This is a genomic window from Flavobacterium cheongpyeongense (assembly GCF_003202435.1).
GTDB lineage: Bacteria > Bacteroidota > Bacteroidia > Flavobacteriales > Flavobacteriaceae > Flavobacterium > Flavobacterium cheongpyeongense.
This window is the reverse complement of record NZ_QJHK01000004.1, coordinates 207,371-231,599: the sequence shown is the minus strand read 5'-3', so window position 1 is coordinate 231,599 and position 24,229 is coordinate 207,371. Positions and strand designations below refer to the sequence as shown.

The following is a 24,229-nucleotide window of genomic DNA, read 5'->3' as shown; positions in this document are numbered from 1 at the left end:
CATTCAGATTTGTTTTCACATCAAACAAATGGAATGTTTTATTGGGTAAATAAAATAGTAAATGTAGTTCCGAAATTAGGTTTTGAATCTACTTCGATTTTACAATTAATAGCCGTTGCTAAATCCCGAATCAGGTGTAAACCCAATCCTGATTTGATTCCGATGACTTCTGAATCGTCATAAAGAGCTTTAAATTTTTCCAGATTTTCTCCCGGGCCATTATCTGTTATCGAAAGATACGTTTGATTGTTTTCCTGCCAGGCTTTCCAGATTATTTTTCCGTTTTTGTTTTTATCCAGTGCTTTTACAGCATTTCCGGTGAGATTTCGGATAATGGCTTTCAGATAATTTTCATCGGTATTTAAAATAATGTTTTCCGGATTTTCAAATGAAATTTCGATATTTTCTATGGCTGAAAAATGCCTCTTTGTATCTTCGAATATAACTTCGACTGGAATATTTTTAAAATGCGGTTTAAAATTTTCCATCTGGCCTTTGCTCCAAAGCAAAATATCTTCCATGGAGGATAGTAAATTTTCGGCTCCGGAAATTATTTTCGCCTGCATTCGTAAAGCAGTTTCTTCGTCAATGAGTTCCGGATTTTCTTTTTGAAGATGTAAAAAGTGAATCAGATTTGAAATCGGGCTTCGTAAATCATGGTTTAGAATTCCGAAGAATTTCGCTTTGATTTTGTTGGCTTCATCGAGTTCCTGATTCAGGAGCTGTAATTTTTGATTGGTTTTTTTACGGTTTTGATTTTGTCTGAACAATAATAATCCGATTATAAAAACCAAAACAAGTCCCGAAATCAAATAGAAACGCTGTTTTCTGGCATCGTTAATCTGAATGTTTTTGATGGTATTCTGAGCCGAAAGGTTTTTTATTTCCTGCCCCTTAGTTTTATTCTGATATCGTGCTTCGGCATTGGCAATATTTTGTTTAGCCGACTCTCGCATCATCTCGTCATTGTATTTGGAGTAGATTTCTTTATAATAAAAAGCCTCTTTCCAAAGTCCGAGAGCTGCATAGCTTTGAGACAGTTTCTGATTGATGATCACAAAGAATTCCTTGTCGTAGTTTAATGCATCCTTTGATGCTTCCTTAAGTGTTTTAATAGCATTTTTATAATCTCCCTTTTCATATAAAACCCTGCCCATTATGGTGTTTGCCTCCATAAGAATTTCTTCGTCTGTTGACTTTTGTCCAAATAAAACAGCTTTTTTGGCATAATAATGAGCTTTGTAAATCTGTCCTTCATCTGCGTAATATTTAGACATGCTTTGGTTTGCAAAACTTAAGTTAAGAAACAGGGAATCTTTTGCTGAGGGGTAGGTGTAAATTAATTTATAATATTTTTTAATGCTGTCCGGCTGTTTTTTGGCAGCGTAACACTGTAATAAATAATTGCACGAAAAAGCACTTACGTAGGGAGATGTTTTAATGTAAGGTTTTGATTCGTTTAAATACTCAATGGCTTTATCAAATTGTTTCATTTTAACATAAGCACTCGCAATTTGGCAATAGGAGACACCTATGTTTTCTGTATTTGTGATGTTTTTATCCAGCCGTTTTTTATAGTTTATGGCTTTTAGTTGATAGCCTATGAAATTTTCATATTCAGAAGTATTCAAATAGTATTCGCCCAGACTTCCGTAAAGAACCGCGCGTACATAATTACTTTTCGTGGTGTCAAGTACTTTTTTAATGGTTTCAATTAATGCTTTGCCTTTTCTGTTTTCGTTTAAAGAGTAATAGATATAATTAAGCCGCATTAAAGAAGAAGTCTGATTTTCGATATGACGGACTTTTTGGGCATATTTCAGAGCATTTTCATAATTGACCAACGCTTTTTTATATTGGTTGTTACTGAATTCATAAGCAATTCCCTGATGCAGATAAAATGTGCTTAAATACTTGTGATAATTTTTTGAAAGTGCAATACCTTTTTGTGAAGCGATGATAAGTTTGGAATATTCTTCTTTGTCTAAAAGAGCCTGAGAATATTTAAGCCAGGCTTTTAGTTTCTGTTCCGTAGTTTTATATTTTGCTAAATTTGGTTCCTGCTGTGCAAAAACAGAAACAATTATAAAAAAAGACAAAATCAAAAAACCGGCTTTCTTCATCTAAATCAGGTTTAAGTTGTCTTTGTAGCTTCTGCCAACCGGAATGGAGATGTTATTGTTTAAAATAATTTCGGTCGAATTCATTTTCTGAATAAATTGTTTTTGCACAGCAAAACTTCTGTGAATACGAATAAAGGACTGAAAATGACTTTCTTTTAAAAGATTTCCAATACTCGATAAAACACAATGCCTTTTTCGTTCTGTAACAACTAAGGTATAATCTTTTAAAGCTTCGAGATATAGAATTTCATGCAGTTTTACTTTCGTCTGCTCGTGACCTTCTTTGATATAAATAGTATCTCCGCCGATGCTGGCCTCAAAAAGAGAAGCTTTGAGTTTGATTTCCATAAATTCCTCAATGCGCTTCATCGTTTGCGTAAAACGATCGAGTTTTAATGGCTTTACTATAAAATCTAAGGTTTCGATCTGAAAACTTTCTACAGCATGTTCCGGATGTGCGGTTATAAAAATGCAAACGGGAATTTCGAGGGCATCTTTTCTGAATTCGATTCCGTTTAAACCCGGCATATCAATGTCCAGAAATAAGATATCTACTTTTTGTTTTTGTATAAACGGAAGTGCTTCTTCAGCAGATTCGAAAACACCTAGAATATCCAAAACCGGAAATTTTTTGGCAAAAGATAGTACCGTAAGTCTGTCAATTTCATCATCATCAACGATAATACAAGAGTATTTCTTCATCATTACAGCCTGTTTGGTGTTGTCTGTCTATTTAAAACGTTGTTTGTCTATTGGGTGTTTTTAACGAGATTTTATTGATTCAAATTTGTCCCGTAATTCAATTGAAAGCAAAAATAAATCATTTTTTCCGACTTTGAACTTTACAAAAATAAATGTTATTGAATTAAAAAAGAACCATTTGAACCATTTTAAAATTAAAATTATTATGAAAACGCTTAAAACTATTTTTGCCATTTTATCAATTGCAGTATTTACTGTTTCATGCAGTAATGATGATGATAATTCACCAAAATTTCAGACAGAAAATCCGTTAGCCGCTTATTATACGCAAACCGGTTTTACAACTTCAACCAATTTTATCAATTCGGGGGATTACGAATTCGGATTGGTATTTACACCAACAGTTAAAGGAAAAATAAAAGCGATTACGTTAAAACTTCCGGCTACAAATCCTTCTTTGCGTGTTACCATTTGGGATTATACAACAAAAACAGTATTGCGTTCCGAAACTTTAAATGTTGCGACTGCGGATGTTGAAGTTAAAAAAGAAATTAGTGAGCTCGCTTTGGAGAAAGACAAAAAATACCTGATCTCTATGAATTCTAATGACTGGTATAAAAAGAATAAAGCCGATAATTCTGCTACTACATATCCTATTGTTGCCGGAAATATCACTTTTAATGAGTACAGATGGCTTTCGGGCACAGCGCAGACTTTTCCGACCACCGTTTCATCAACGTATAATGCCGGAGATTTAAGTTTCGATTTTCAGCAGACAGAATAATTTTGGATAGTTTGAATTAGTATGTTTAAAAGGCCTGGCGAAAGTTGGGCCTTTTTTATGTTTTTTGCCACGAATTCACGCATTGTTTAATAAGTAAAAATAGCAAAGCAAAAATTCGTGAATTTGTCGAGGAATTTTTATTTTTACTAATCTTATATTCCTCCAAAAATGAAAATTTTCTACAGCTTTCTCTGCCTTTTTACAATTCTTACATCCGGTTTTTGCCAATCAAAACAAAAAGAAAGTTCTCTTTTAGAAAATGGCGTTTCAGAGCAATTGGCTATTTTTCGAAAACATCAGATTTCGAATGTTTCTTATCAATTGTCTTTTGAAATTCCGAATCAGAAAGATCAGGATATTATTTCCAATTTAAGTTTAGATTTGACTTTGTCAGATTTGAGTCGGCCTTTGTATTTGGATTTTAAGGAGAATACACAAAACATAAAGTCAGTTTTGGCAAACGGAAAAAATATTGCGATTGTTCATGAAAAAGGACATATTGTAATTCCGGCTGAAAATTTGATTTCAGGAGAAAATATCATTAACATTTCATTCATCGCCGGAAATCTATCTTTAAACCGAAATGATGATTTTCTTTATACTTTATTAGTTCCGGATCGGGCGAGTACTTTATTTCCGTGTTTTGATCAGCCGGACATCAAAGCGACTTACAAATTGAGTTTGACAGTTCCGAAAGACTGGAAGGTTTTGGCTGGAGCCGATGTAAAAGAGACCGTTGAGAAGGGTGATTTTACTTCGTACACTTTTGGTGAATCTGATAAAATGAGTACGTATTTATTTTCGTTCGTAGCGGGAAAATTCAATAATGTTACCCAGAAACCGGGTTTAGAAATGACTTTTCTGTATCGTGAGAATGATAAAGGTAAAATTGAAAGCAGCAGGGATACGATTTTCAGTTTACATCAGCAATCTTTAGACTTTTTAGAAAAATATACAAACTATAAATTCCCTTTTCAAAAGCTGGATTTCGTTTCCATTCCGGTTTTTCAGTATGGCGGAATGGAGCATGTAGGGGCGATTCAGTACCGCGAATCGACTTTGTTTTTAGACAACAGTGCTACTGACAGCGAAAAATTAGACCGTGCAAAATTAATCGCCCATGAAACCTCGCACATGTGGTTTGGTGATTTGGTGACAATGAAATGGTTTGATGATGTCTGGATGAAAGAGGTATTTGCGAATTTCATGGCAGACAAAATCATGAATCCGATTTTCCCGAAAGTCAATCATAATTTACAGTTCTTTTCGGCGCATTATGCCAACGCTTACGCAGAAGACCGTTCTTTGGGGACACATCCGATAAAACAGAATTTAGCCAATTTGAAAGATGCCGGTTCGCTTTACGGAAGTATTATTTATAACAAAGCGCCCATTATGATGCGTCAGCTGGAAGCTTCAATGGGAAAGGAAGCTTTTCAGAAAGGGATTGAAAAATACATTCAAAAATTCGCCAATGACAATGCTGACTGGAATAATCTGGTAGAAATTCTGGATGCCGAAACACCGCTCGACATGCAAAAATGGAGCAGGGTTTGGGTGAATCAATCTGGAAGACCGATCATAACAGATAAAATAGAATATGATGATAAGAACCGAATTAAGAGTTTTAAAATCTTTCAGCAGGCCGAAGATAAATCGGCAAATATATGGCCTCAGAGTTTTCAGATAGGTTTGGTTTATGCTAAAAAAGTTAAGGTAGTTAATGTTAATTTTAAAAATCAGAATCTTCTTTTGAAAGAACTTGAAGGCTTACGAAAGCCATTAAATGTTATGTATAATTATAATGGTTATGGATACGGTGTATTTCCGGTTGGGATACATAATCTGAATACAATTTCAAGTTTAAAAGACGATTTAGCAAGAGCTTCTGCTTATGTAAATTTATATGAAAATATGTTGGCAGGAAATCTTCATCCAAGTTATGTTTTTGCTGTTTTTTTGAAAGGAATTCAAGTTGAAACAAATGAATTAGTTTTAAAAATAATTGCTAATCAAACCAATGCTGTTTTTTGGAAGTTTCTGACTGATAAACAACGAATCAAAGCTCACGAACAACTTGAGGGTGTGCTTTACCACTGTTTACAAGCTAATTTGCCCGGTAATATTAAAAAGACATTGTTTAATTTATACAGTTTAATTGCATATTCAGATTCCGGAAAAGAAAAGTTATATGAAATCTGGGCGAAAGAAAAGATTATTGCAAATTTGAAGTTAAACGAAGACGATTATACCAATATCGCTATGAATCTGGCTATTTTTAAAGTTCATATTGCCAATGAAATTTTAGAAAAAACCAGAACCATGATAACAAATCCCGATAAACTGAAACGTTTTGAGTTTTTGCTTCCGTCCTTATCAGAAGATGAATCCGTTAGAAATGCTTTTATGGAATCGTTAAAAGACGATAAAAACAGGGAGAAAGAATCGTGGGTTACTGTTGGTTTAGCGAATATTCATCATCCATTGCGTCAGGAAAGTGCTCAAAAGTACATTCGGTTTTCATTAGATTTAACAGAAGAAATCCAGCGTACGGGAGATATTTTCTTTCCAAAAGACTGGCTGAGTAATACAATTGGTAAATATTCATCTAAATATGCTTTTGATGAAGTACAGCGTTTCTTAAAAGAAAACCCTAATTTTAGTCCGATATTAAAACGAAAACTGTTTCAGGCAACAGATTTGCTTTACAAAGCACAAAATATTAAAAAAGAAACCGAATGAAAATTGAATCAGAAATAGAAAAAGTCTCCAGTTTTCAGCACCTCGAAATGCTGGCGAACCAAGTTGTAGAAGGTTTTATATCGGGCATGCACAAGAGTCCTTTTCATGGGTTTTCTGCTGAGTTTGCTGAACATAAAGTGTATAACGCAGGCGAAAGTACCAAACACATCGACTGGAAATTGTTTGCCAAAACAGACCGTTTGTACACGAAACGTTTTGAGGAAGAAACCAATATGCGCTGTCATATTATTGTCGATAATTCGTCTTCGATGCATTATCCGGAACTCAAATCGAATCAGCCTTTTTATGAAAAGAAGATTGGTTTTGCGGTTTTGGCCTCAGCGGTTTTAATGAATATTTTAAAGAAACAGCGCGATGCCGTAGGTTTGAGCGTTTTCTCTGACAACTATGAATATTACGCTCCCGAAAAAGGAAGCGACCGTCACCACAGAATGCTCCTGAATAAACTGGAGCAATTGTTAGAACAGCCAAAAGTTAAAAAAAGTACAGACACGATTACCTACCTACACCAGATTGCTGAGAAAATGCACCGCCGTTCGATGATTATTTTGTTTACAGATATGTTTCAGTCTGAAGATGATGAAAAGTTGTTTAATGCGCTTCAGCACTTAAAACACAACAAGCATAAAGTAGTCTTGTTTCACGTTGTGGATTATAAAACCGAGTTGAAATTTAATTTTGATAACACCCCAAGAAAATTTATTGATGTTGAAACAGGAGAGGAAGTTTCTATTTATGCCGATAATGTTAAAGACGAGTACGAAAAAAAGGCAGAGGCGTATTTTAAAAACCTGGCTTTGACCTGTGCCAGGAATCAAATCAAGTATGTTCCGGTGAATGTAGGTGATAATTTTGAAAAAATACTGACAACATATCTGGTTGAAAAACAAAACTTTGGATAGTATTTTTAAATAATATTCAAAGTTTTTCATCAAAATACTTGCAGAAACGAAATTCTGTACTATCTTTGCAACCGCAATAACGCAGAGGTTTGGTAGTTCAGTTGGTTAGAATACATGCCTGTCACGCATGGGGTCGCGGGTTCGAGTCCCGTCCAGACCGCAATATTGGGAGAAGCCTTTCTTAACGGAAAGGCTTTTTTGCCCAAATACGGTATCTAAGATTAGTTGTGTTGTTTGCTACGAATTTGTAACTCGTAGCTTGGTTTAGTAGTTAGACCAATGAAAAGCTTTCCACTTTTGTGGATGGCTTTTTTGATTTAAAGCGTTTTGCTATTTCTATTTTGATAGAAATCAACACATTAAAAAATTAACGTTTTTATTTGTTTAAAAAACGTAAAAAACCTTGCAGAATCAAAGTTCTATTGTATTTTTGCAGCCACAATAACGCAGTGGGTTTGGTAGTTCAGTTGGTTAGAATACATGCCTGTCACGCATGGGGTCGCGGGTTCGAGTCCCGTCCAGACCGCAATATTGGAAGAAGCCTTTCTTTAACGGAAAGGCTTTTTTGTTTTTTACTCTGGTTCTAATAAAAAAAAACTCTCCCTTACGCGACTTTTCGAGATTCAAAAAATTTCGCGCATCTTTGTAGAAAAACCTATCTTGCAGCCGTTAAAAAACAAAATAAATTATTATGAGCCACAAATGTGTAATCTTTGATATGGACGGGGTGATCTGCCATACTAATCCGCATCATGTAGTCGCTTTCGAAGCCTTTTTTGATAAATATCAAATTTCGTACACAAAACAAGAGTTCGAAGAACACATGTACGGAAAACATAACGGATACATCATGACGCATTTCTTTAAACGTCCGGTTGCCGGAGAAGAATTAGCTAAATTAGAATTCGAAAAAGAAGCTATGTTTCGTGAAATATATCAAAATAAAGTAGAAACGATTCCGCATTATCTGGAATTTTTAAGCGAATTGAAATCCAGAGGTTTTAAAACTGCTGTTGCGACTTCTGCACCACGCGCTAACCTGGATTTGATTATAAGCGCTCTCCAGATAGAAGACAAAATGGATTCGATGATGTCCAGCGAAGATGTAAAACACCACAAACCAGACCCTGAAGTTTACCTGAAGTCGGCAGAACGTGTGGGTGTTTCTCCATCTGACTGTGTGGTTTTTGAAGATTCTTTTTCGGGAGCTTCAGCAGCGATCAATGCCGGAATGAAAGTCGTAGGTGTGTTGAGTACGCATACCAAAGAACAATTACCTCCTTGTGACTTTTATATCAACGATTATAGTGGGGTGAATGTTGATAAGGTTTTGGAAATATTGAACGTATAGTAACTGCAAAGTTTGTTATTTTGGGAACGAGAAATCACGCATGGGATTCAATAAAGATTGGCGACATAGGTTATAGCGTTTCTAAATTTGAATTCAGATACAATAAATAAGGATCATGCGCAAAATCTAATAGTATCCTTCCCTTATGTATAAATGACAAAACTAAACGGATTACCTCCTCCTTTTGTTGGAGGTTTTTTTATGGTTTTAAAAAAAAATACTTTAGTCGAAATTTTACTCTTCCTCAAAAAAAGCCTTTTTATTATGTTCTACTAAACATAGACAATCATTTTTTTGAATGATATAAGCCCAAGGGAATGGTAAAAAATAATACGAAAGGTAAATTACGCTCTGTCATTATGCTCCATGCGGGAATGCGAAACGTTAGAATCTGAATTACCTAATATTGATAATCATTTTTATTGGCTAAATAAATTAGCAGAAGTTTTAGATTTTTATTTGGAGATTAAATAAAGAGTACAATGTGCTTTCAAAGCGTATCATCTCTACGGAGAAAAAACCTCCAAGAGTAACTGTGTTAGCAAAATAATCCTCAGCTTTGCGGAGTTGCTTAGAGGGATTTCTCCTCTGGCGAAATAAAAAAATGGTGATGCTAACCAATACAGACGCACCAAAAAAATATAATTACACAGCTTAGGTAATTCACTTGAAGCGATTTTATTTCGTTGTACCATATTTTTGCTCAATAACTAAATCAGCAATTAGGCTCAAAACGATCGCTAATGGCATGCAAAAGGTCCGCAAAGCTTGATTGATAACATTAAAGCCTTTTTGCGTTTTTAACCTCGTGTTACTTGCGGTTTAAAATGTTTCTCTCGTTTATTCGGGGCTTTCGTCATACTTAAAGTAAAAAAATAAACAATTAACATGCTTTTGTTTAAAAAAGTATCAACTAAATAAAAAAATATCTTATATATTCGTAAAACTATATTTATATCTTTTAATCATTATTAAGAATACAAATTTATTTTATGAGTAAAACTTCGACAAAAGGCATTTGGAAAGTGATTTCGGCCTCTTCAATGGGAACAATGATTGAATGGTATGACTTCTATATTTTTGGAAGTTTGGCCGTTGTGATTTCAACAAAATTTTTTCCGGGTGATAATCCTACCGCAGCATTTTTATCAACTTTGGCGACTTTTGCCGCCGGATTTGTAGTTCGCCCTTTCGGGGCTTTATTTTTTGGAAGACTGGGAGATATCATTGGCAGAAAATATACTTTTATGGCTACCTTATTATTAATGGGTGGTTCTACTTTTTTAATAGGATGCATTCCGAGTTATGAAACCATTGGATTTTTTGCTCCTTTACTGGTTTTGATTCTACGCCTGTTACAAGGACTTGCACTTGGCGGAGAATATGGCGGGGCAGCTACATACGTCGCAGAACATGCCCCAAAAGGACAGCGAGGTTATTGGACCTCCTGGATTCAAACTACAGCCACGGTTGGTTTGTTTATCTCATTAATGGTAATTCTGGCCACAAAAACAGTTCTTTCTGCTGAAGATTTTGATATCTGGGGATGGCGTGTCCCATTTTGGGTTTCTATAGTAATGGTGGGCGTTTCATACCTCATCCGAAAAAATATGGACGAGTCTCCTGAATTTGCAAAAGCAAAAAAAGAAGGGACCACCAGTGCCAGTCCGTTAAAGGAAAGTTTTGGAAACCGTTATAATTTAAAATTTGTATTGCTAGCTTTATTTGGAGCTACAATGGGGCAGGGAGTTGTTTGGTATACCGGACAATTTTACGCCATGAGTTTCATGAAAACAGTAATGAACATAGATTCTTCGCAGGTTGATACTTTATTAGGAATTGCACTTTTATTAGGAACTCCGTTTTTTATTGTATTTGGTTGGCTGAGCGATAAAGTAGGAAGAAAATATATTATGATGGGCGGAATGCTGCTTGCGATTTTATTCTACAGACCAATTTATAAGGCCATGTACACCACAACAGACACTACCCTAAAAACAGAGATTGCAGAAAAAACAAACACTACCGTTGAACTAACCGTTGCCAAAGATTCTGTTTATACAACTCATAAAGAATTTACTGACGGAACAGTTTCAATCGAAAAAAAGACACATTTCGCCACTAAAAAAGATGATCAGGTTACCACATCGGTTACTATTAATTCAAGCGATGAATGGAGTCTGATTTTCCTTGTATTTATCCAGGTCTTATTTGTTACCATGGTTTACGGACCAATTGCAGCCTTTTTAGTCGAAATGTTCCCGGTTAAAATTCGTTACACATCGATGTCATTGCCTTACCATGTTGGAAACGGAATTTTCGGTGGTTTGCTTCCTGCGATTTCAACTTATTTTGTGACTCATTCAAAAGCAGCAGGAAAACAGGACTTTTATCTTGACGGACTTTGGTATCCTATTGTGATTGCCTCAGTTTGTTTTGTAATTGGAATGATTTACATTGATAATAAAAACAAAAACGCTCACCTTTAATCTACAAAAAAATGAATTTTATTAAAAAAGCCCTTGGAATTCTGTGGATCGTATTGGCAATTGCTGCAGCTTATTTTTGCATTTTTGCATTTGGGTTGCCAAAATTTTTATCAAACCAACAGGAGGATTTAGTATTTGGAATTATCATTTTGTTCATTCTTACTCCTTTAATTGTTTTGGGGTTGGGAACTTTTGGATATTTTTCTTTGATAGGAGAATACGATAAAGAGGAATAATCAAAAAACAATGTATCAACCTCAACTCGATTATTAATTTTTGAAGCAGAAAAATTAAGTATTTTCAGCAAGCATCGTCCCGCTTTCCGTTGCAATCTTTTATGCCGAACCCCGGCACAAAAGGATTTCCACTTTAATCGGGGCTAATAAAGGAAACATTTTGCTTTTTTTAAACATTCAAAAAATAATTGTTCAAGCTTAATTATCGATTTCAGATTATAAATAAAAGAGGCTGTCTTATTTCAGGACAGCCCTTTTGCATCACTAACTAACCTGCCAAAATAAAAATGGTATAATGAATATTTAATAAACTTCACTATTCGTATTTTGTTATTAGCATCTAATGCTTTTATAATTCCAGATTTCAGATATACAGATTCTAAAACCGTGATGGTATTTTTAATAACAATGCTAAACAACACGTTTTAAAAACCAGTCGTTTCAAAGAAAATATCAAAAATTATATATCAGGAAAAGATGTTATTACAGGAAAAAACATTTGATTTAGCCGCAAAAATTACTTTAGAACCAAAATCGGCTTTGGTTTTGGAACTCGAATAAATTTTTGACCGCAAAAGGCGCAAAGATTTTTAATTAAACATTAGCGTACTTTGCGTAAAACTTTGCGACCTTTGCGGTTAAACTTTCAGACATGCTAAAAATAGCACATCGCGGTGCAAAAGGATACGAATCCGAAAACACTTTAAAAGCTTTTCAAAAAGCATTAGATTTAAAAGCTGATGGAATCGAACTCGACGTTCACTTGAGCGCTGACGGACATATAATCGTAATGCACGATGAAACCATCGATAAAATGACCAACGGAAAAGGAGCCATAAACACATTTACTTTAGCCGAATTAAAATCATTTTTAATTGCAAATACACATCAAATTCCGACGCTAAATGAAGTTTTTGAGCTGGTAGACACAAAATGCTTCATCAATGTCGAATTGAAAAATGCTGATACGTCAAAGAATGTGGTGTCTTTAATCGAAGAATACATCAACAAAAAAGACTGGAATTACGACCATTTTATCATTTCAAGTTTTGACTGGAACGCTTTAAAGGAAGTTCATAATCTAAATCCCAATATACCAATTGGAGTATTAACCGAAGAGGATCTGGATGCCGCTTTGGCTTTTGCCGAATCAATAAAAGCAAAAGCAATTCACCCTGATTTTCAGTTATTAGACAAAGAAAAAGTTCAGAAAATTCAGGAAAGAGGGTTTCTCGTTTTTCCCTGGACAGTAAACTCAGAAGATGACATTAAAAAAGTAAAAAATTATAAGGTAGACGGAATAATATCTGATTTTCCGGATAAAATATAAATTAAAATTTAGCCACAGATTAAAAGATTCGTACAGATTTTTTAAAATACTTTTGATCTGCATAATTAGTGGTAAAAAAATAATATGATCAAAAATTTCGACATTATCATCGTTGGCGGAGGCGCTGCAGGTTTTTTTACAGCTATTAATATTGCAGAGAAAAATCCGAAACTGAAAATTGCCATTTTAGAAAGAGGGAAAGAAGTTCTTTCTAAAGTCCGTATTTCAGGAGGTGGGAGATGCAACGTAACGCATGCCTGTTTTGAACCGAATGAACTGGTCAGGTTTTATCCGCGCGGCGAAAAAGAACTTCGAGGACCTTTTCATCAGTTTTGCTCGGGAGATACGATCGAGTGGTTCGAAAAACACGGTGTTGAATTAAAAATAGAAGATGATGGGAGAATGTTCCCGGTTTCAAATTCCTCGCAAACCATAATTGATTGTTTTCTAAAAGCAACCGAAAAATTAGGTATAAAAGTGCTTACAGGACAAAGTGTTCAATCCATTTTCAAGAAAGAAAATTATTGGAAAATTGATACACAAAGCGACAATTTCGCAGCAGAAAAATTAGTCATGGCAACCGGAAGTAACCCGAAAATCTGGGAAATGCTTCAACAGCAAGGTCACGCCATTATAAGTCCGGTACCTTCCTTATTTACTTTTAATATCAAAGACCCGAGAATAAAAGAATTGCCCGGAGTTGCAGCACAGGTTACGGTGAATGTAAAAGATACCAAACTAGAATCGACCGGCCCTTTGTTAATCACGCATTGGGGAATGAGTGGTCCGGCAATCCTGAAACTTTCGGCCTGGGGAGCACGGATTTTGCACGATAAAAATTACCAGTTCACGATTTTTGTCAATTGGTTAAATGATATTGATATTGAAGATGCCGAAAAAATCCTGAAAGAGTTGAAACAGGAACACGCCAAAAAAGCCGTTTCCAAAAAATCACCTTTTGAGCTTCCGAACCGTTTGTGGGAAACGCTGGTTTTGGCTTCGTCAATAGAAACCGACACCAAATGGGCCGATTTGTCTAAAATACAATTGCAAAATTTAGCTTTACAATTAACACAGGCAAAATTTCAGGTTAACGGAAAAAGCACTTTTAAAGAAGAATTTGTAACGGCTGGCGGAATCGATTTAAAAGAAATCAATTTTAAAACGATGGAAAGCAAATTGCATCAAAATCTCTATTTTGCAGGCGAAATCGTCAATATCGATGCTATTACCGGAGGATTTAATTTTCAGAATGCCTGGACAAGCGGGTTTATTTTAGCACAGAATTTTTAGAGGTTATTTCTTTACACTTTATTATTCAATTGATAAGTCAATAAAGCAATACGCTCGTCTTTCTCTTTCATGCAAATTTCATATAAAGTTATAATTTTCACTATTGATTCATCCGGTTTTGCTACCGAACATTCATCACCTATTGTAGCAAAAAACTTTTCAGGCTTTACTCCAAGAATTTCGGCAATTTTTAACAATTCATTAACTGTAAGTGGAATAGCTCCATTTTCTCTCCTAGAGTATTGAGATTGATCTAACTTTAATTCTAAAGCCAAATAGCTTTGAGAAAACTTCTTTTTTTCTCTTTCTTCTTTAATTCTTTGGTAAACTTTCATATTGAGGTTAGTTATGTCCCTAAAACATTAAAAATGAACTTAGCACATTTTTAAAGCGATAAAAAAACAATTTCTTTGGTAAGAAAATAATTATAAATATTTTTATGTAAATTTAAAAAAAACAACAATTTACAAATACCCAACATGAATTTATTTAAAACAAATTCCGTTAAAATTGTACTTATTGTAACAGTCCTAATTGCCAGCTTAATTTTTAATCATAATATTGATTTTTGGAAATTCAAGCAAAATCAATTCATCGTTTTGTTTTATATGGTAGTATTTTCTTTTTTACTATTTATTATAAAGCCACAAAAAATAAGAGTCAATAAATTAGATCTAATAATAATATTAGTCCTTTCCATAACAATACTATCTCGATTTTTTAGATTAAACACTTTTAATGAAATTCATATCATAAATAGCTTTATCCTACTCATTTATTATCTAGCGATTAAATCTTTAAAACTAAGCGCAAAAGAAAAAAAAATTTATTATCAACTTTTAACACTCACAGGAGTTTTTCTTTGTTTTTATTGTTTATTAGAATTAGGTGGTTATGTAGATCCGTCGAACATTTATTGGAATATGAAAGGAAATTTTCGAAATCCAGGACCGCTTGGAGGATTTCTTTCAATATTATTTGCATTAGTACTTTATGAACTGTTTCAAAAAAATACATATTCAAATATACCAAAGTTAATTACATATTTATTTACTGCAATAATTATGCTTTTTATAATCATTAAAAGCGAATCAAGAGCAGCAATTTTAGCATCGTTCTTTACTTTTTTAATCCTACTATACTATTATTTTTTAAGGAAAAGAGTATTTGCTAAATATGCAGCTTTCGCAATAATTTTCCCTATCCTTTTCTTAATTATAACAACTAAATCTACCGATTCAATTGTTGGTCGTTTATTAATCTGGAAGATTACATTTTTTTCATTTTTAGAAAACCCAGTAACGGGTATTGGATATGGTATGTTTCAAACAGACTATATGAATTTCCAAGCTGAATATTTCTCAAAAAATGATATACAGCAAGAGATACTATTGGCAAATGCAAACACTCAGGCATTTAATGAAATATTAAAATTCATTATTGAAAACGGAATAATTGGTACGCTACTTTTGCTAATTGGAATTTTATGGATTTTAAAAAATTACAATAAAAAGTTTACTAATGATATTTCAAAGACCTCTGTGCAATCAATAGTTTTTTACTGCTCATTTGCGGTGTTTGCAAGTTTTTCATATCCGTTACAATTTTTACCCTTCAAACTTCTGCTTCTTAATCAAATCGCATTAGAAGAAACAACAATTTGTTTCAGTATTCCAAAAATAAAAATGTACTCTGCAAAAACAATTGGATGTTGTGTAAGTCTATTTTTGTTGTATACTGTTAATAATCAGTACAATGCGATTAGGGCTTGGAAAGAAGCCAGTGAACGACAATTTGATAATCCCACAAGATCTGCAAACTTATATAAAACTGCTTTTAATAATCTAGAAAATGATGATAGCTATTTAATACATTACTCTAGATTTTTAGAAGAAAACAATCCCAAGAAGGCATTATCACTACTTGAAAAAGCTAAGGAAACAGGTAATAGTCCTTTACTTCAGTTAAAACTCTCCAAATTATACGAAGCTAAAAAGGATTTTGAACAAGCAGAAAAAAGCTTATTGCAACGTCATTATACCAGTCCACATTTGTTTAAACCCCAAGAAGATTTGTTAGATTATTATATACGAAGATCTCTTTTTTACAAAGCAAATTGGATAGCAAGACGAATACTTCAAACACCAATAAAAATACCCAGCGAAGAAGTAAAAAATATTATAACTAAAGCAAAACATTATATAAACAACAATAATTAGTAACCAACCATGAAAAATTTACTACATTTAGGGTCAGTATTTTTACTGACATTACTTGCCTCCTGTGCAAGCGATCAAATTGAAATTGAAGAAACCAACAGAGCGAATGCTGTCCATTTATGGCATTACAATGGCGATAGTGCCGTTTTGAAAAAAGTCATTGAACAGCTCAAAAATGGTTCAAGCAGTGCTTCTTTAGAGCGAAAACTAGCTAAAAACGATGTCTTATGGAACGAAGCCATGTTTATTTACATTGAAAATGAGAAAAGGATTTTAGTGCCTTTTTTAAGTGAAGACAAAGAAAATGTCATTGGCGTACTCAGCCTTGTAAAAGACCCAAAAGGAATTGCTATGGTAGAGGACATGACCGTACGTACCCGCCTCTTTACCAACAACAACAAACTGCCTTTTTGGAGCAGAGGGGAATGGATTGGGTACTTTATGGCACTAGATAAAGACATACTCGGTATTAAAAACGGAAATCCCGGATTAAAAGAGAAAGCCTCAAGTAGTAACTCACAAAAAATAACGGGAACTATTTGCCAGAATGTTCCGTTGTACGATGTGTGTACTACTTATTATGATTGCGAGACGGATGATGGAGGTGAAAGTATGTACAATTGCCAATATTATGATGGTGGATGTTACACTGTATATGGTGAAACATGTTGGGAGGTGCCTGATAATCCAAATCCAGAGGATCCAACTGATCCTGGTGATGATTATGTTGAATGTTCAGATATAGATATAAATTCTATTTTATATGATCAAGTAGCTAATACCGAATTTTTAGGAAGTACCTTCATATCCCAAAATTCAAATACTACTGCTAAAAATTTAAGTTGGAGAATAAAAGTCGGAGATGAAACATATGTAAAAAGTATTGAAAAAGGAGTGCTCAAACAAGTAAGTAATATTAATAATCCATATCAATGGCAATCATTAACACATCAAACACTAAGTTTAGATTCTTCAGAGATGTTTGTTGTGACTACAGTAGAAAGTCATACTGGGACTGAAACATTAGGTTTGTATAATGCAATAATGGACTTAAGTTTTCATATGAAGTGCTCGATTATATGCAGAGGAATGCCATTTGCTGATAATCAAAATTATACAGCACAAAGAATATTTACAATTTCTGATTTTGGTCTAAATTAAATGAGTAAATCAACTAACACAAAAAACAGTATTAAAGGGACAGTGATTGTCTCTTTAATACTAATTTTATTTTCATTCAGTATTTATTCTTTAACAAAAAAGAAAAATAAATATGAGAAAATAAAAATAAAATATAACCTCCCTTTCGTTAAAAGCAATGGAGATGTAGGAAACGTAACTGATAGCTTGTCAATAATTTATAAAGGAAATAACATTATTTATGAAATTCCTTATTATTATTATTCTAAAAAAAAAGAAACTCTTGGAAGAACCAAGACAATTTTTAAATATTTTGTCTATCAAAATGGATCAGAACTGGGCACATGGTTTGACTCCATAAATGCTCCCAACAAAAAAACAGAAAAAATCATTAATATTCATAAAGAAAAAACTATTTTATCACCTCCTGATTTATTTGATGAAACGAATGATGTATTAATAAATACAATAAGAAATAAAGAAGGTTACACTACTATAGAAACATACATTCCTAAATTTAAAAAAGATCTAACTTATCCTGATACTATGAAAGTCTATTATAAAAATAGGCTCAAAAATATAGATTATTCTTTATCAAAAAAATTGGATAGTTTAAAAAAACTTAAAGTATTTAAAATAAGATTTATATTCAATACAAAGTTAACAAAAGATTATCCTTACAGAACACAAAATAAAGAGCTTAATATAAGTATTCAAGAAGATTCAAGTTCTAATGCCTCATCATATGATTATTTAATTAATAACATAATTACTAAATATAAACTTTAGTATTTGAAATTATATAATCTCAAATTTTAATAATATGGGCAGTGAAAACTGTAATTAAACTTTAAGATTATGAAAAAAAAATATTGTTATTGTTTATTTTAATAAATTTCAATTCATACTCGCAAAAAATTTCTAGTGATACTATTTATATCAATATAGATAACACAAAAAATCAAAAATTATTTGTATTTAAAAAAGACAAAACAAATAAACATGCTACTATAAAAGTATTCAATTATGGTTATAAGAGGCAAAAAATAGATAAAAATGATATTGTTAAAGTAAATCCTCAACCTCCTATTCATAATTACTACGAATATTATTCAATCGATAGTCCAAAACATATTCTCTCCATTAAAAATTTAAAAATACTTAGCGTGGAAGTTCTAAGTAAAAATCAAAAAAATACAAAATACAATTAGGTAATAATATTTATTGAAAATTAAAAAAAATCCTCTTATAATCTATGGCCTATGAAAATATCATATCAAGAATAATCAGTAGTATTTACAATAAAAAAAATACAATAAAAAACATTTTTATTTTAGATAAAAAAGTACCAAATTTTACAGTTTGGTAATTTTACTATTTACACAGCATCAACTATATAATCCTAATTTATGAAAAACCTCATTATATTTCTATTAATATTTTTTATTAGTCCAAATTGCTTTTGTCAACAAAACAAAAACACTTTAAAGCAAACAATTAAAAACTATCCTGAACTCGAAGCTGTAATAAAACATTACAAAAAGAAAGACGATAATGAAAAACTAAAAGCTGTGAACTTTTTAATAGCAAATATAGGAACCAAAGGCAGTTTTATTTATGATTTAGTAGACAATAACGAAAAGTCTGTTGGGTATAATATTTCAAATTTTAAAGATGAAATGGATGAAAAAAAATGGTTGGATTCTATTACTGCTGTTAGAGGCAAACTGCATGAAAAAGAAACATTTTTACCCGATTCAAAATATATTACTGCTCAATTTTTAATCAATAATATTGATAAAGCCTTTGAGGTCAGAGAAAAAAGTCCGTTTTGCAAAGATTTGACTGATGCTGAATTTTATGAATACATTTTACCCTATCGTGTCAGTACTGAAAAACTTGAAAATTGGAGTGATCAGGTTTTAAATGATTTATCACAAGCCCAAAAAGATTCTGTTTATAGTTTCACAACCGTACTTGCCGCAACAAGCTATATCAATAAAATTTATCAAAAACGTTTTCAATTTGGAGGCAATCGTTATTTTAAAGAAAAAAAAGTACGTTCTTATTCTGAATTGTTAAAAGATAAATCAGGTAAATGCAATGATATGTGTAATTTGATGATTTTTGCACTTCGGGCATTAGGAATTCCAAGTGGTTTTGACGGCATTCAGTATAAAAGGGCTTCAAATGATGTAGGTCATGATTGGTGCTTTATTCTTGATACAAAAACAAAGAAAAACTATCCGTTTGACGCTTTGTCTGATAATGGCCCAGGATTTTTTAACCTACCCTATAAAAATGCACCTAAAGTCATGCGGAAACAATTCGCATTAGTATCAGTTAATTCAATAAAAAATGACAAATCAATAATTCATCCCAATTTATTTGAGGATAATTCCCTTGATGTAACATCAGAATATTTTGAAACAACTAATCTGACATTCCCATTAGAAAAAAAATACCAAGAACCAGTATATTTATCTATTTGGAATAATGGCTGGTGGAAACCTGTAGATTATTTCTACAACCCAAATCAAGCAACTGTTGCATTTAACAATGTATCCAAAGATAATTTATACTGCCTTACTAAATATCGTTACTTTACAACAGAACAAGCAAGTGAACCTTTTATAATCAATAAATTGGGTGAAATAAAACACATTAATTCATTAGCTTCAAAAAAAGAAATCAACTTAAATGGGTATAAAAACAAAGAATTAAAAAACGCAAAAAATAACGCCAAAATTTTAGATTTTGAAAATAAAACCTCAATTTGTCAAAAAATTGTAGAAGAAAATTCAAAAAAAGATGAATGGATTATGACCTCAACAACTAATTTGCAAACCAATACACTATATCATTTTACCGATGAAACCAACAAAATCAACAAAATTTTTCTACTAAAAAATGATGGTAGCGTTGATTGGTATTAATTTAAAAGAAATCAATTTTAAAACCATGGAAAGCAAATTGCATCAAAATCTCTATTTTGCAGGCGAAATCGTCAATATAGATGCTATTACCGGAGGATTTAATTTTCAGAATGCCTGGACAAGCGGGTTTATTTTAGCCAATAACATTTAATATAAAAATGAAATTTAAAGGAATTATTTTTGATTTAGACGGCACATTAGTCAATTCATTAGAAGATATTTCAGATGCGATGAATAGTGTTCTTACCGAACTAAATTATCCAACTCATACCTACGACAGCTATCAGTATTTTATTGGGAATGGTTTAAGAAAATTAGTTGCCAGAGCTTTGCCTCCAACCAACAATACGGAAGATGAGGTTGAGTTTTGTTTTGAGAACATGCTTAAAACATACGATATCAATTGTGTTCAGAAAACTAAACCGTATAATGAAATAGCTGAATTGATAAATGATTTACATTCGAAAGGATTCAAACTGGCTGTTTTTTCGAACAAAGCTGATGAACTGACTAAAAAAGTAACGGAGGTATTATTTCCCAATTTGTTTGATACGATTGCAGGTTTAACCACAGAAGAACTCAAAAAACCAAATCCATTTAAAGCAATTGAAATCAGCAAAAACTGGAATTTAAAACCCGAAGAAATCCTTTTTATAGGCGATTCTGATGTGGATATTGAAACAGCTTTAAATGCAGAAATGTTTCCCGTGGGTGTAACATGGGGCTACAGAACAGAAGAAGAATTGAAAGCCAGCGGAGCACAAGTCGTTATAAACAATCCTTTGGAGTTACTACAGATTTTGTAAAATATTCCCTCAAAATACTATTTAACAAGACTTTACATGTTCTGTAAGTTTTAGTTAAGACAATTCTAATAATTTTACTCTCAGCTAACTAATTCTGTATGAGAGTAAAATTACTTACCACAATTTCTTTTTTCACGTATCAGCTGAGTATTTCCCAAACCGAAAAATTACTTCATGGCAAAGTGTTTTCTCAAAATCTTCCGCTCAAAAATGTTGAAGTAATCAACAAAACAGCAAAAAAGAGCACCAGGACAAATGAAGCAGGCGAATTTGACATTGCTGTAAGTATCAACGACAGCCTGTTGTTTTTTTCAAAAGTGTATTTCTTTAGCCGAATAAAAATCACTTCAGAAAACATTCATACGGATTTATTAGTCAACATGATTGCTAAACCCGAAGAACTAAAAGAAGTTGTTGTTTTAAATAAGGAAACAAAAGCAGTCTGGCTAACTAAAGAAGACATAAGGGAAATTAAGCTAAATGCTCACAAATCAAAGGAGGGATTGCAAATTGCCGGTTATAAAGAAGCGAATATACCAAACGGTATTGATTTTATCCGTCTTGGAAAACAAATTCATAATTTATTCAAAAATGAAGAAACCGCTAAAACAGAAAGTCCAAAAATACCATTTACTCAACTGGTAAAAAACACCGTAAATCCTGATTTTTTTGAGAAGGATTTAAAACTAAAACCCGGGGAAAAAGAGTTGTTTCTTCAATTCTGCGATGCCGATCCCAGATCGAAAACACTTCAAGATAATCCCAATATTCTGGCTATTATGGATTTTTTATATGTCAAAAAGGAAGAGTTTAAGAAGTTGAAATAGATTTTGAAGACTTGATCTAAAAAAAACTATCTATTCAGCCACCAGATACTCGCATTCAAAATAGCTGCAAACCCAACCCATGCCAGATAAGGAATCAATAAATAACCAGCTGTTTTATTGATTTTGATGAATTTTAAATACGTTTCATAAATCATCAGCCATAAAAGCGCGATTTCGATTAAGGCCAGCATCGGGTTTTTTAATCCGAAGAATAAATACGACCAAACGGCATTTAAAGTAAGCTGAATCAAAAAGAAGCCTAATGCTTTTTTAACGGCTTGGTTTTGTTCTTTTATTTTATCCCAGACCAATCCGGCAGCGACACCCATCAAAATATAAAGTAAGGTCCAGACCGGCATGAAAATCCAGTTGGGCGGATTAAAAAAAGGTTTTTCAATTGTAGGGTACCACTCTGCCACACTTGGTCTTGTTACCATACTGGCAGAATAGCCCACGGCCAGACAAACGATTATAGTAATAGCTATTTTGGCGATCTTATTCATATTATCAGATTTTGTATTCAAAAATAGTCAAAAGAAAGCTTAAACCCTATAAGTTATTTACGCTCATTAAGTTTTTAGAGAGATAATTTTAATAATTCTACACAAGTTTCAGCTTGTATTTTCTTATATAAAGGTATAGGGTGAAAAAATTTAAAAACTATCTTTGCCCCAAATTTTATAATTCATGTTTACAGCAGCTGATTTTATTCCTAAAACATATTCTTCAACAGTCGAAAACGGAAACTTTGAATGGAGTGCTCCCAGTAATATCGCATTAGTCAAATATTGGGGAAAGAAAGACAACCAGATTCCGGCGAATCCGTCGGTAAGTTTTACACTGAATAAATGTAAAACGGTTACAAAACTGGCTTTTGCAAAGAAAGAAAACCAGGTTTCTTTTTCTTTTGATTTGCTTTTTGAAGGAAAACCAAAAGAAGATTTCAAACCAAAAATCAGGAAGTTTTTAGAAAGAATCGAAGTGTATCTGCCTTTTTTGAAAGACTATCATTTTACCATTGATACCCAAAATACGTTTCCACACAGTTCAGGTATTGCATCTTCAGCATCTGGAATGGCCGCCTTGGCAATGAATTTTATGAGTTTAGAAAAATTGCTGAACCCGGAAATTACAGATGATTATTTTTACCAAAAGGCATCCTTTTTAGCCCGTTTAGGTTCAGGAAGTGCCTGCCGAAGTGTAAAAGGAAATGTCGTAGTCTGGGGAACTCAGAAGAATATAAAAGGAAGCACGGATTTGTTTGGCGTTGCATTTCCGTACACGATTCATGAGAATTTCCAGAACTATCAGGATACGATTTTACTGGTTGACAAAGGCGAAAAACAAGTTTCAAGTACTGTTGGACACGATTTGATGCACCATCATCCGTATGCCTACAGCCGTTTTGTACAAGCACATGAAAACCTAGATCAATTAACAGCCATTTTTGAAAATGGAAATGTAGCTGAATTCATTAAGGTTGTAGAGAGTGAAGCCCTGACCCTGCACGCCATGATGATGACTTCAATGCCGTATTACATTCTGATGAAACCTAATACTTTACAGATTATCAATACCATTTGGAAATTCAGAAACGAGACTAATGTTCCGGTTTGTTTTACTTTAGATGCCGGAGCCAACGTACACGTTTTGTATCCTGAAAATGTAAAAGAAAAAGTATTGCAATTTATTCAGGACGAATTAGTTGGCTTTTGTCAAAATGGTCAGTACATTTGTGACGAAATTGGAGCAGGTGCAATTGCATTATAATTTTACGTATCTTTAATTAAATTTTTGATTATGGACATTCAATTAGAAAAACGTGAGGCGATGAATATGCTGAAAGAGACAAATGATCCTGCTATCATTAAAGCGGTTAAAAAATTGCTGACCAAAAAGAAAAAAGATTGGTGGGATGATTTAACTGATGCACAAAAAGAAGAAATTGAAGAAGGTGAAAGACAAATTGAACGTGGTGAATTTGTTCTGTATGAAGACATGATGAAAAAGTACCGTTAATGAAAAGAACGATAATCTTTTCAAAAAATGCTGAAAACAAATTATTTGAATTATTAGCGTACTTAGAATTTAAATGGTCAAAAAAAGTAAAAGATAAATTCATTTTGAAATTGGACAAAGTAATTTATCTAATACAAACCGAGCCGGAAATTTTCCCAAAATCGGAATTTAATACAAAACATCACAAATGTGTGTTGTCAAAACAAACGACAATTTATTATAAATTCAGTACTAAAGAAGTGAGGATTTTAGCATTTTTCGACACCAGACAAGACCCAAATCAAATAAATAAAGACATAAAATAAACAT

22 protein-coding genes, 2 tRNA genes and 1 pseudogene are annotated in these 24,229 nt (G+C 32.9%); 21 read left to right on the top strand and 4 right to left on the bottom strand.

Features of this window, described 5'->3' with window-relative positions; translation table 11 throughout:
• Positions 1–38: 38 nt before the first annotated feature.
• Together DMB65_RS06780 and DMB65_RS06775 are read right to left on the bottom strand one after the other, a co-directional pair.
• A complete protein-coding gene (locus DMB65_RS06780; RefSeq protein WP_110305889.1) occupies positions 39–2,123 on the bottom strand; it encodes an ATP-binding protein in 2,085 nt (694 codons plus the stop codon).
• Positions 2,124–2,828, bottom strand: coding sequence for a LytR/AlgR family response regulator transcription factor (locus tag DMB65_RS06775; RefSeq protein WP_078227018.1), 705 nt, complete (start codon positions 2,826–2,828; stop codon positions 2,124–2,126).
• Between the two features lie 202 nt (positions 2,829–3,030).
• Between DMB65_RS06775 and DMB65_RS06770 the strand changes: the two genes are divergently transcribed.
• From DMB65_RS06770 to DMB65_RS06715, 11 genes are all read left to right on the top strand, one after another.
• Complete coding sequence (locus tag DMB65_RS06770) at positions 3,031–3,609, top strand: DUF4082 domain-containing protein (RefSeq protein ID WP_123955279.1); 579 nt, start codon at positions 3,031–3,033, stop codon at positions 3,607–3,609.
• Between the two features lie 168 nt (positions 3,610–3,777).
• Positions 3,778–6,351 (top strand): M1 family metallopeptidase, encoded by a 2,574-nt coding sequence (locus tag DMB65_RS06765; RefSeq protein ID WP_110305887.1) that lies wholly within the window; start codon positions 3,778–3,780, stop codon positions 6,349–6,351.
• Entirely contained in the window at positions 6,348–7,274 is a 927-nt protein-coding gene (locus DMB65_RS06760; RefSeq protein WP_110305886.1) for a DUF58 domain-containing protein, read from the top strand. The genes DMB65_RS06765 and DMB65_RS06760 overlap by 4 nt, the downstream gene beginning before the upstream one ends.
• Before the next feature lie 86 nt (positions 7,275–7,360).
• A tRNA-Asp gene (locus DMB65_RS06755) sits at positions 7,361–7,434 on the top strand.
• Between the two features lie 292 nt (positions 7,435–7,726).
• Positions 7,727–7,800, top strand: a tRNA-Asp gene (locus tag DMB65_RS06750).
• A 165-nt stretch (positions 7,801–7,965) separates the two neighbouring features.
• The gene (locus DMB65_RS06745; protein WP_110305885.1) at positions 7,966–8,625 is read left to right on the top strand and encodes an HAD family hydrolase; all 660 of its coding nucleotides are present in this window, start codon (positions 7,966–7,968) and stop codon (positions 8,623–8,625) included.
• Between the two features lie 992 nt (positions 8,626–9,617).
• The gene (locus tag DMB65_RS06735) at positions 9,618–11,114 is read left to right on the top strand and encodes an MFS transporter (RefSeq protein WP_110305884.1); all 1,497 of its coding nucleotides are present in this window, start codon (positions 9,618–9,620) and stop codon (positions 11,112–11,114) included.
• 11 nt (positions 11,115–11,125) lie between these two features.
• Complete coding sequence (locus tag DMB65_RS06730) at positions 11,126–11,350, top strand: DUF6814 family protein (RefSeq protein ID WP_110305883.1); 225 nt, start codon at positions 11,126–11,128, stop codon at positions 11,348–11,350.
• A gap of 395 nt (positions 11,351–11,745) precedes the next feature.
• Positions 11,746–11,853, top strand: coding sequence for a cyclomaltodextrinase C-terminal domain-containing protein (locus DMB65_RS22675; protein WP_394336102.1), 108 nt, complete (start codon positions 11,746–11,748; stop codon positions 11,851–11,853).
• A gap of 149 nt (positions 11,854–12,002) precedes the next feature.
• Positions 12,003–12,680 carry a glycerophosphodiester phosphodiesterase gene (locus DMB65_RS06720; protein WP_110305882.1) on the top strand — a complete coding sequence of 226 codons (678 nt, stop codon included), beginning with the start codon at positions 12,003–12,005 and terminating at the stop codon, positions 12,678–12,680.
• Positions 12,681–12,764: 84 nt separating this feature from the next.
• Complete coding sequence (locus DMB65_RS06715) at positions 12,765–13,973, top strand: BaiN/RdsA family NAD(P)/FAD-dependent oxidoreductase (protein ID WP_110305881.1); 1,209 nt, start codon at positions 12,765–12,767, stop codon at positions 13,971–13,973.
• Positions 13,974–13,984: 11 nt separating this feature from the next.
• Here the strand turns inward: DMB65_RS06715 and DMB65_RS06710 are convergent, their stop codons facing one another.
• Positions 13,985–14,308 carry a helix-turn-helix domain-containing protein gene (locus DMB65_RS06710; RefSeq protein WP_110305880.1) on the bottom strand — a complete coding sequence of 108 codons (324 nt, stop codon included), beginning with the start codon at positions 14,306–14,308 and terminating at the stop codon, positions 13,985–13,987.
• A 144-nt stretch (positions 14,309–14,452) separates the two neighbouring features.
• Here DMB65_RS06710 and DMB65_RS06705 point away from each other — a divergent pair, with 144 nt between their 5' ends.
• From DMB65_RS06705 to DMB65_RS06670, 7 genes and pseudogenes are all read left to right on the top strand, one after another.
• On the top strand, positions 14,453–16,192 hold the full coding sequence (locus DMB65_RS06705; RefSeq protein WP_110305879.1) for an O-antigen ligase family protein: 1,740 nt from the start codon (positions 14,453–14,455) through the stop codon (positions 16,190–16,192).
• A 9-nt stretch (positions 16,193–16,201) separates the two neighbouring features.
• Positions 16,202–17,353: a hypothetical protein gene (locus DMB65_RS06700; RefSeq protein ID WP_110305878.1), complete on the top strand. Its 1,152-nt coding sequence runs from the start codon at positions 16,202–16,204 to the stop codon at positions 17,351–17,353.
• Positions 17,354–18,121: a hypothetical protein gene (locus DMB65_RS06695; RefSeq protein ID WP_110305877.1), complete on the top strand. Its 768-nt coding sequence runs from the start codon at positions 17,354–17,356 to the stop codon at positions 18,119–18,121.
• Between the two features lie 620 nt (positions 18,122–18,741).
• Complete coding sequence (locus DMB65_RS06685) at positions 18,742–20,268, top strand: transglutaminase domain-containing protein (RefSeq protein WP_110305875.1); 1,527 nt, start codon at positions 18,742–18,744, stop codon at positions 20,266–20,268.
• Positions 20,255–20,419, top strand: a pseudogene (locus DMB65_RS06680) (NAD(P)/FAD-dependent oxidoreductase); the annotation flags it as partial. The gene DMB65_RS06685 and the pseudogene DMB65_RS06680, both read left to right, overlap by 14 nt.
• 7 nt (positions 20,420–20,426) lie before the next feature.
• Positions 20,427–21,074: an HAD family hydrolase gene (locus DMB65_RS06675; RefSeq protein WP_110305874.1), complete on the top strand. Its 648-nt coding sequence runs from the start codon at positions 20,427–20,429 to the stop codon at positions 21,072–21,074.
• A 98-nt stretch (positions 21,075–21,172) separates the two neighbouring features.
• Positions 21,173–21,901: a hypothetical protein gene (locus tag DMB65_RS06670; RefSeq protein ID WP_110305873.1), complete on the top strand. Its 729-nt coding sequence runs from the start codon at positions 21,173–21,175 to the stop codon at positions 21,899–21,901.
• 26 nt (positions 21,902–21,927) lie between these two features.
• On the opposite strand, the gene DMB65_RS06665 is transcribed toward DMB65_RS06670, so the two are convergent.
• Positions 21,928–22,404 (bottom strand): TspO/MBR family protein, encoded by a 477-nt coding sequence (locus DMB65_RS06665; RefSeq protein WP_110305872.1) that lies wholly within the window; start codon positions 22,402–22,404, stop codon positions 21,928–21,930.
• Between the two features lie 184 nt (positions 22,405–22,588).
• Between DMB65_RS06665 and DMB65_RS06660 the strand changes: the two genes are divergently transcribed.
• Genes DMB65_RS06660 through DMB65_RS06650 form a run of 3 tightly spaced genes read left to right on the top strand, consistent with a single transcriptional unit; the run spans position 22,589 to position 24,225 of the window.
• On the top strand, positions 22,589–23,671 hold the full coding sequence (locus DMB65_RS06660; protein WP_110305871.1) for a diphosphomevalonate/mevalonate 3,5-bisphosphate decarboxylase family protein: 1,083 nt from the start codon (positions 22,589–22,591) through the stop codon (positions 23,669–23,671).
• Positions 23,672–23,701: 30 nt separating this feature from the next.
• Positions 23,702–23,920, top strand: coding sequence for a hypothetical protein (locus DMB65_RS06655; RefSeq protein ID WP_110305870.1), 219 nt, complete (start codon positions 23,702–23,704; stop codon positions 23,918–23,920).
• A complete protein-coding gene (locus DMB65_RS06650) occupies positions 23,920–24,225 on the top strand; it encodes a type II toxin-antitoxin system RelE/ParE family toxin (protein WP_110305869.1) in 306 nt (101 codons plus the stop codon). Before DMB65_RS06655 ends, DMB65_RS06650 begins: the two co-directional genes overlap by 1 nt.
• The last annotated feature ends 4 nt before the right edge of the window (positions 24,226–24,229 follow it).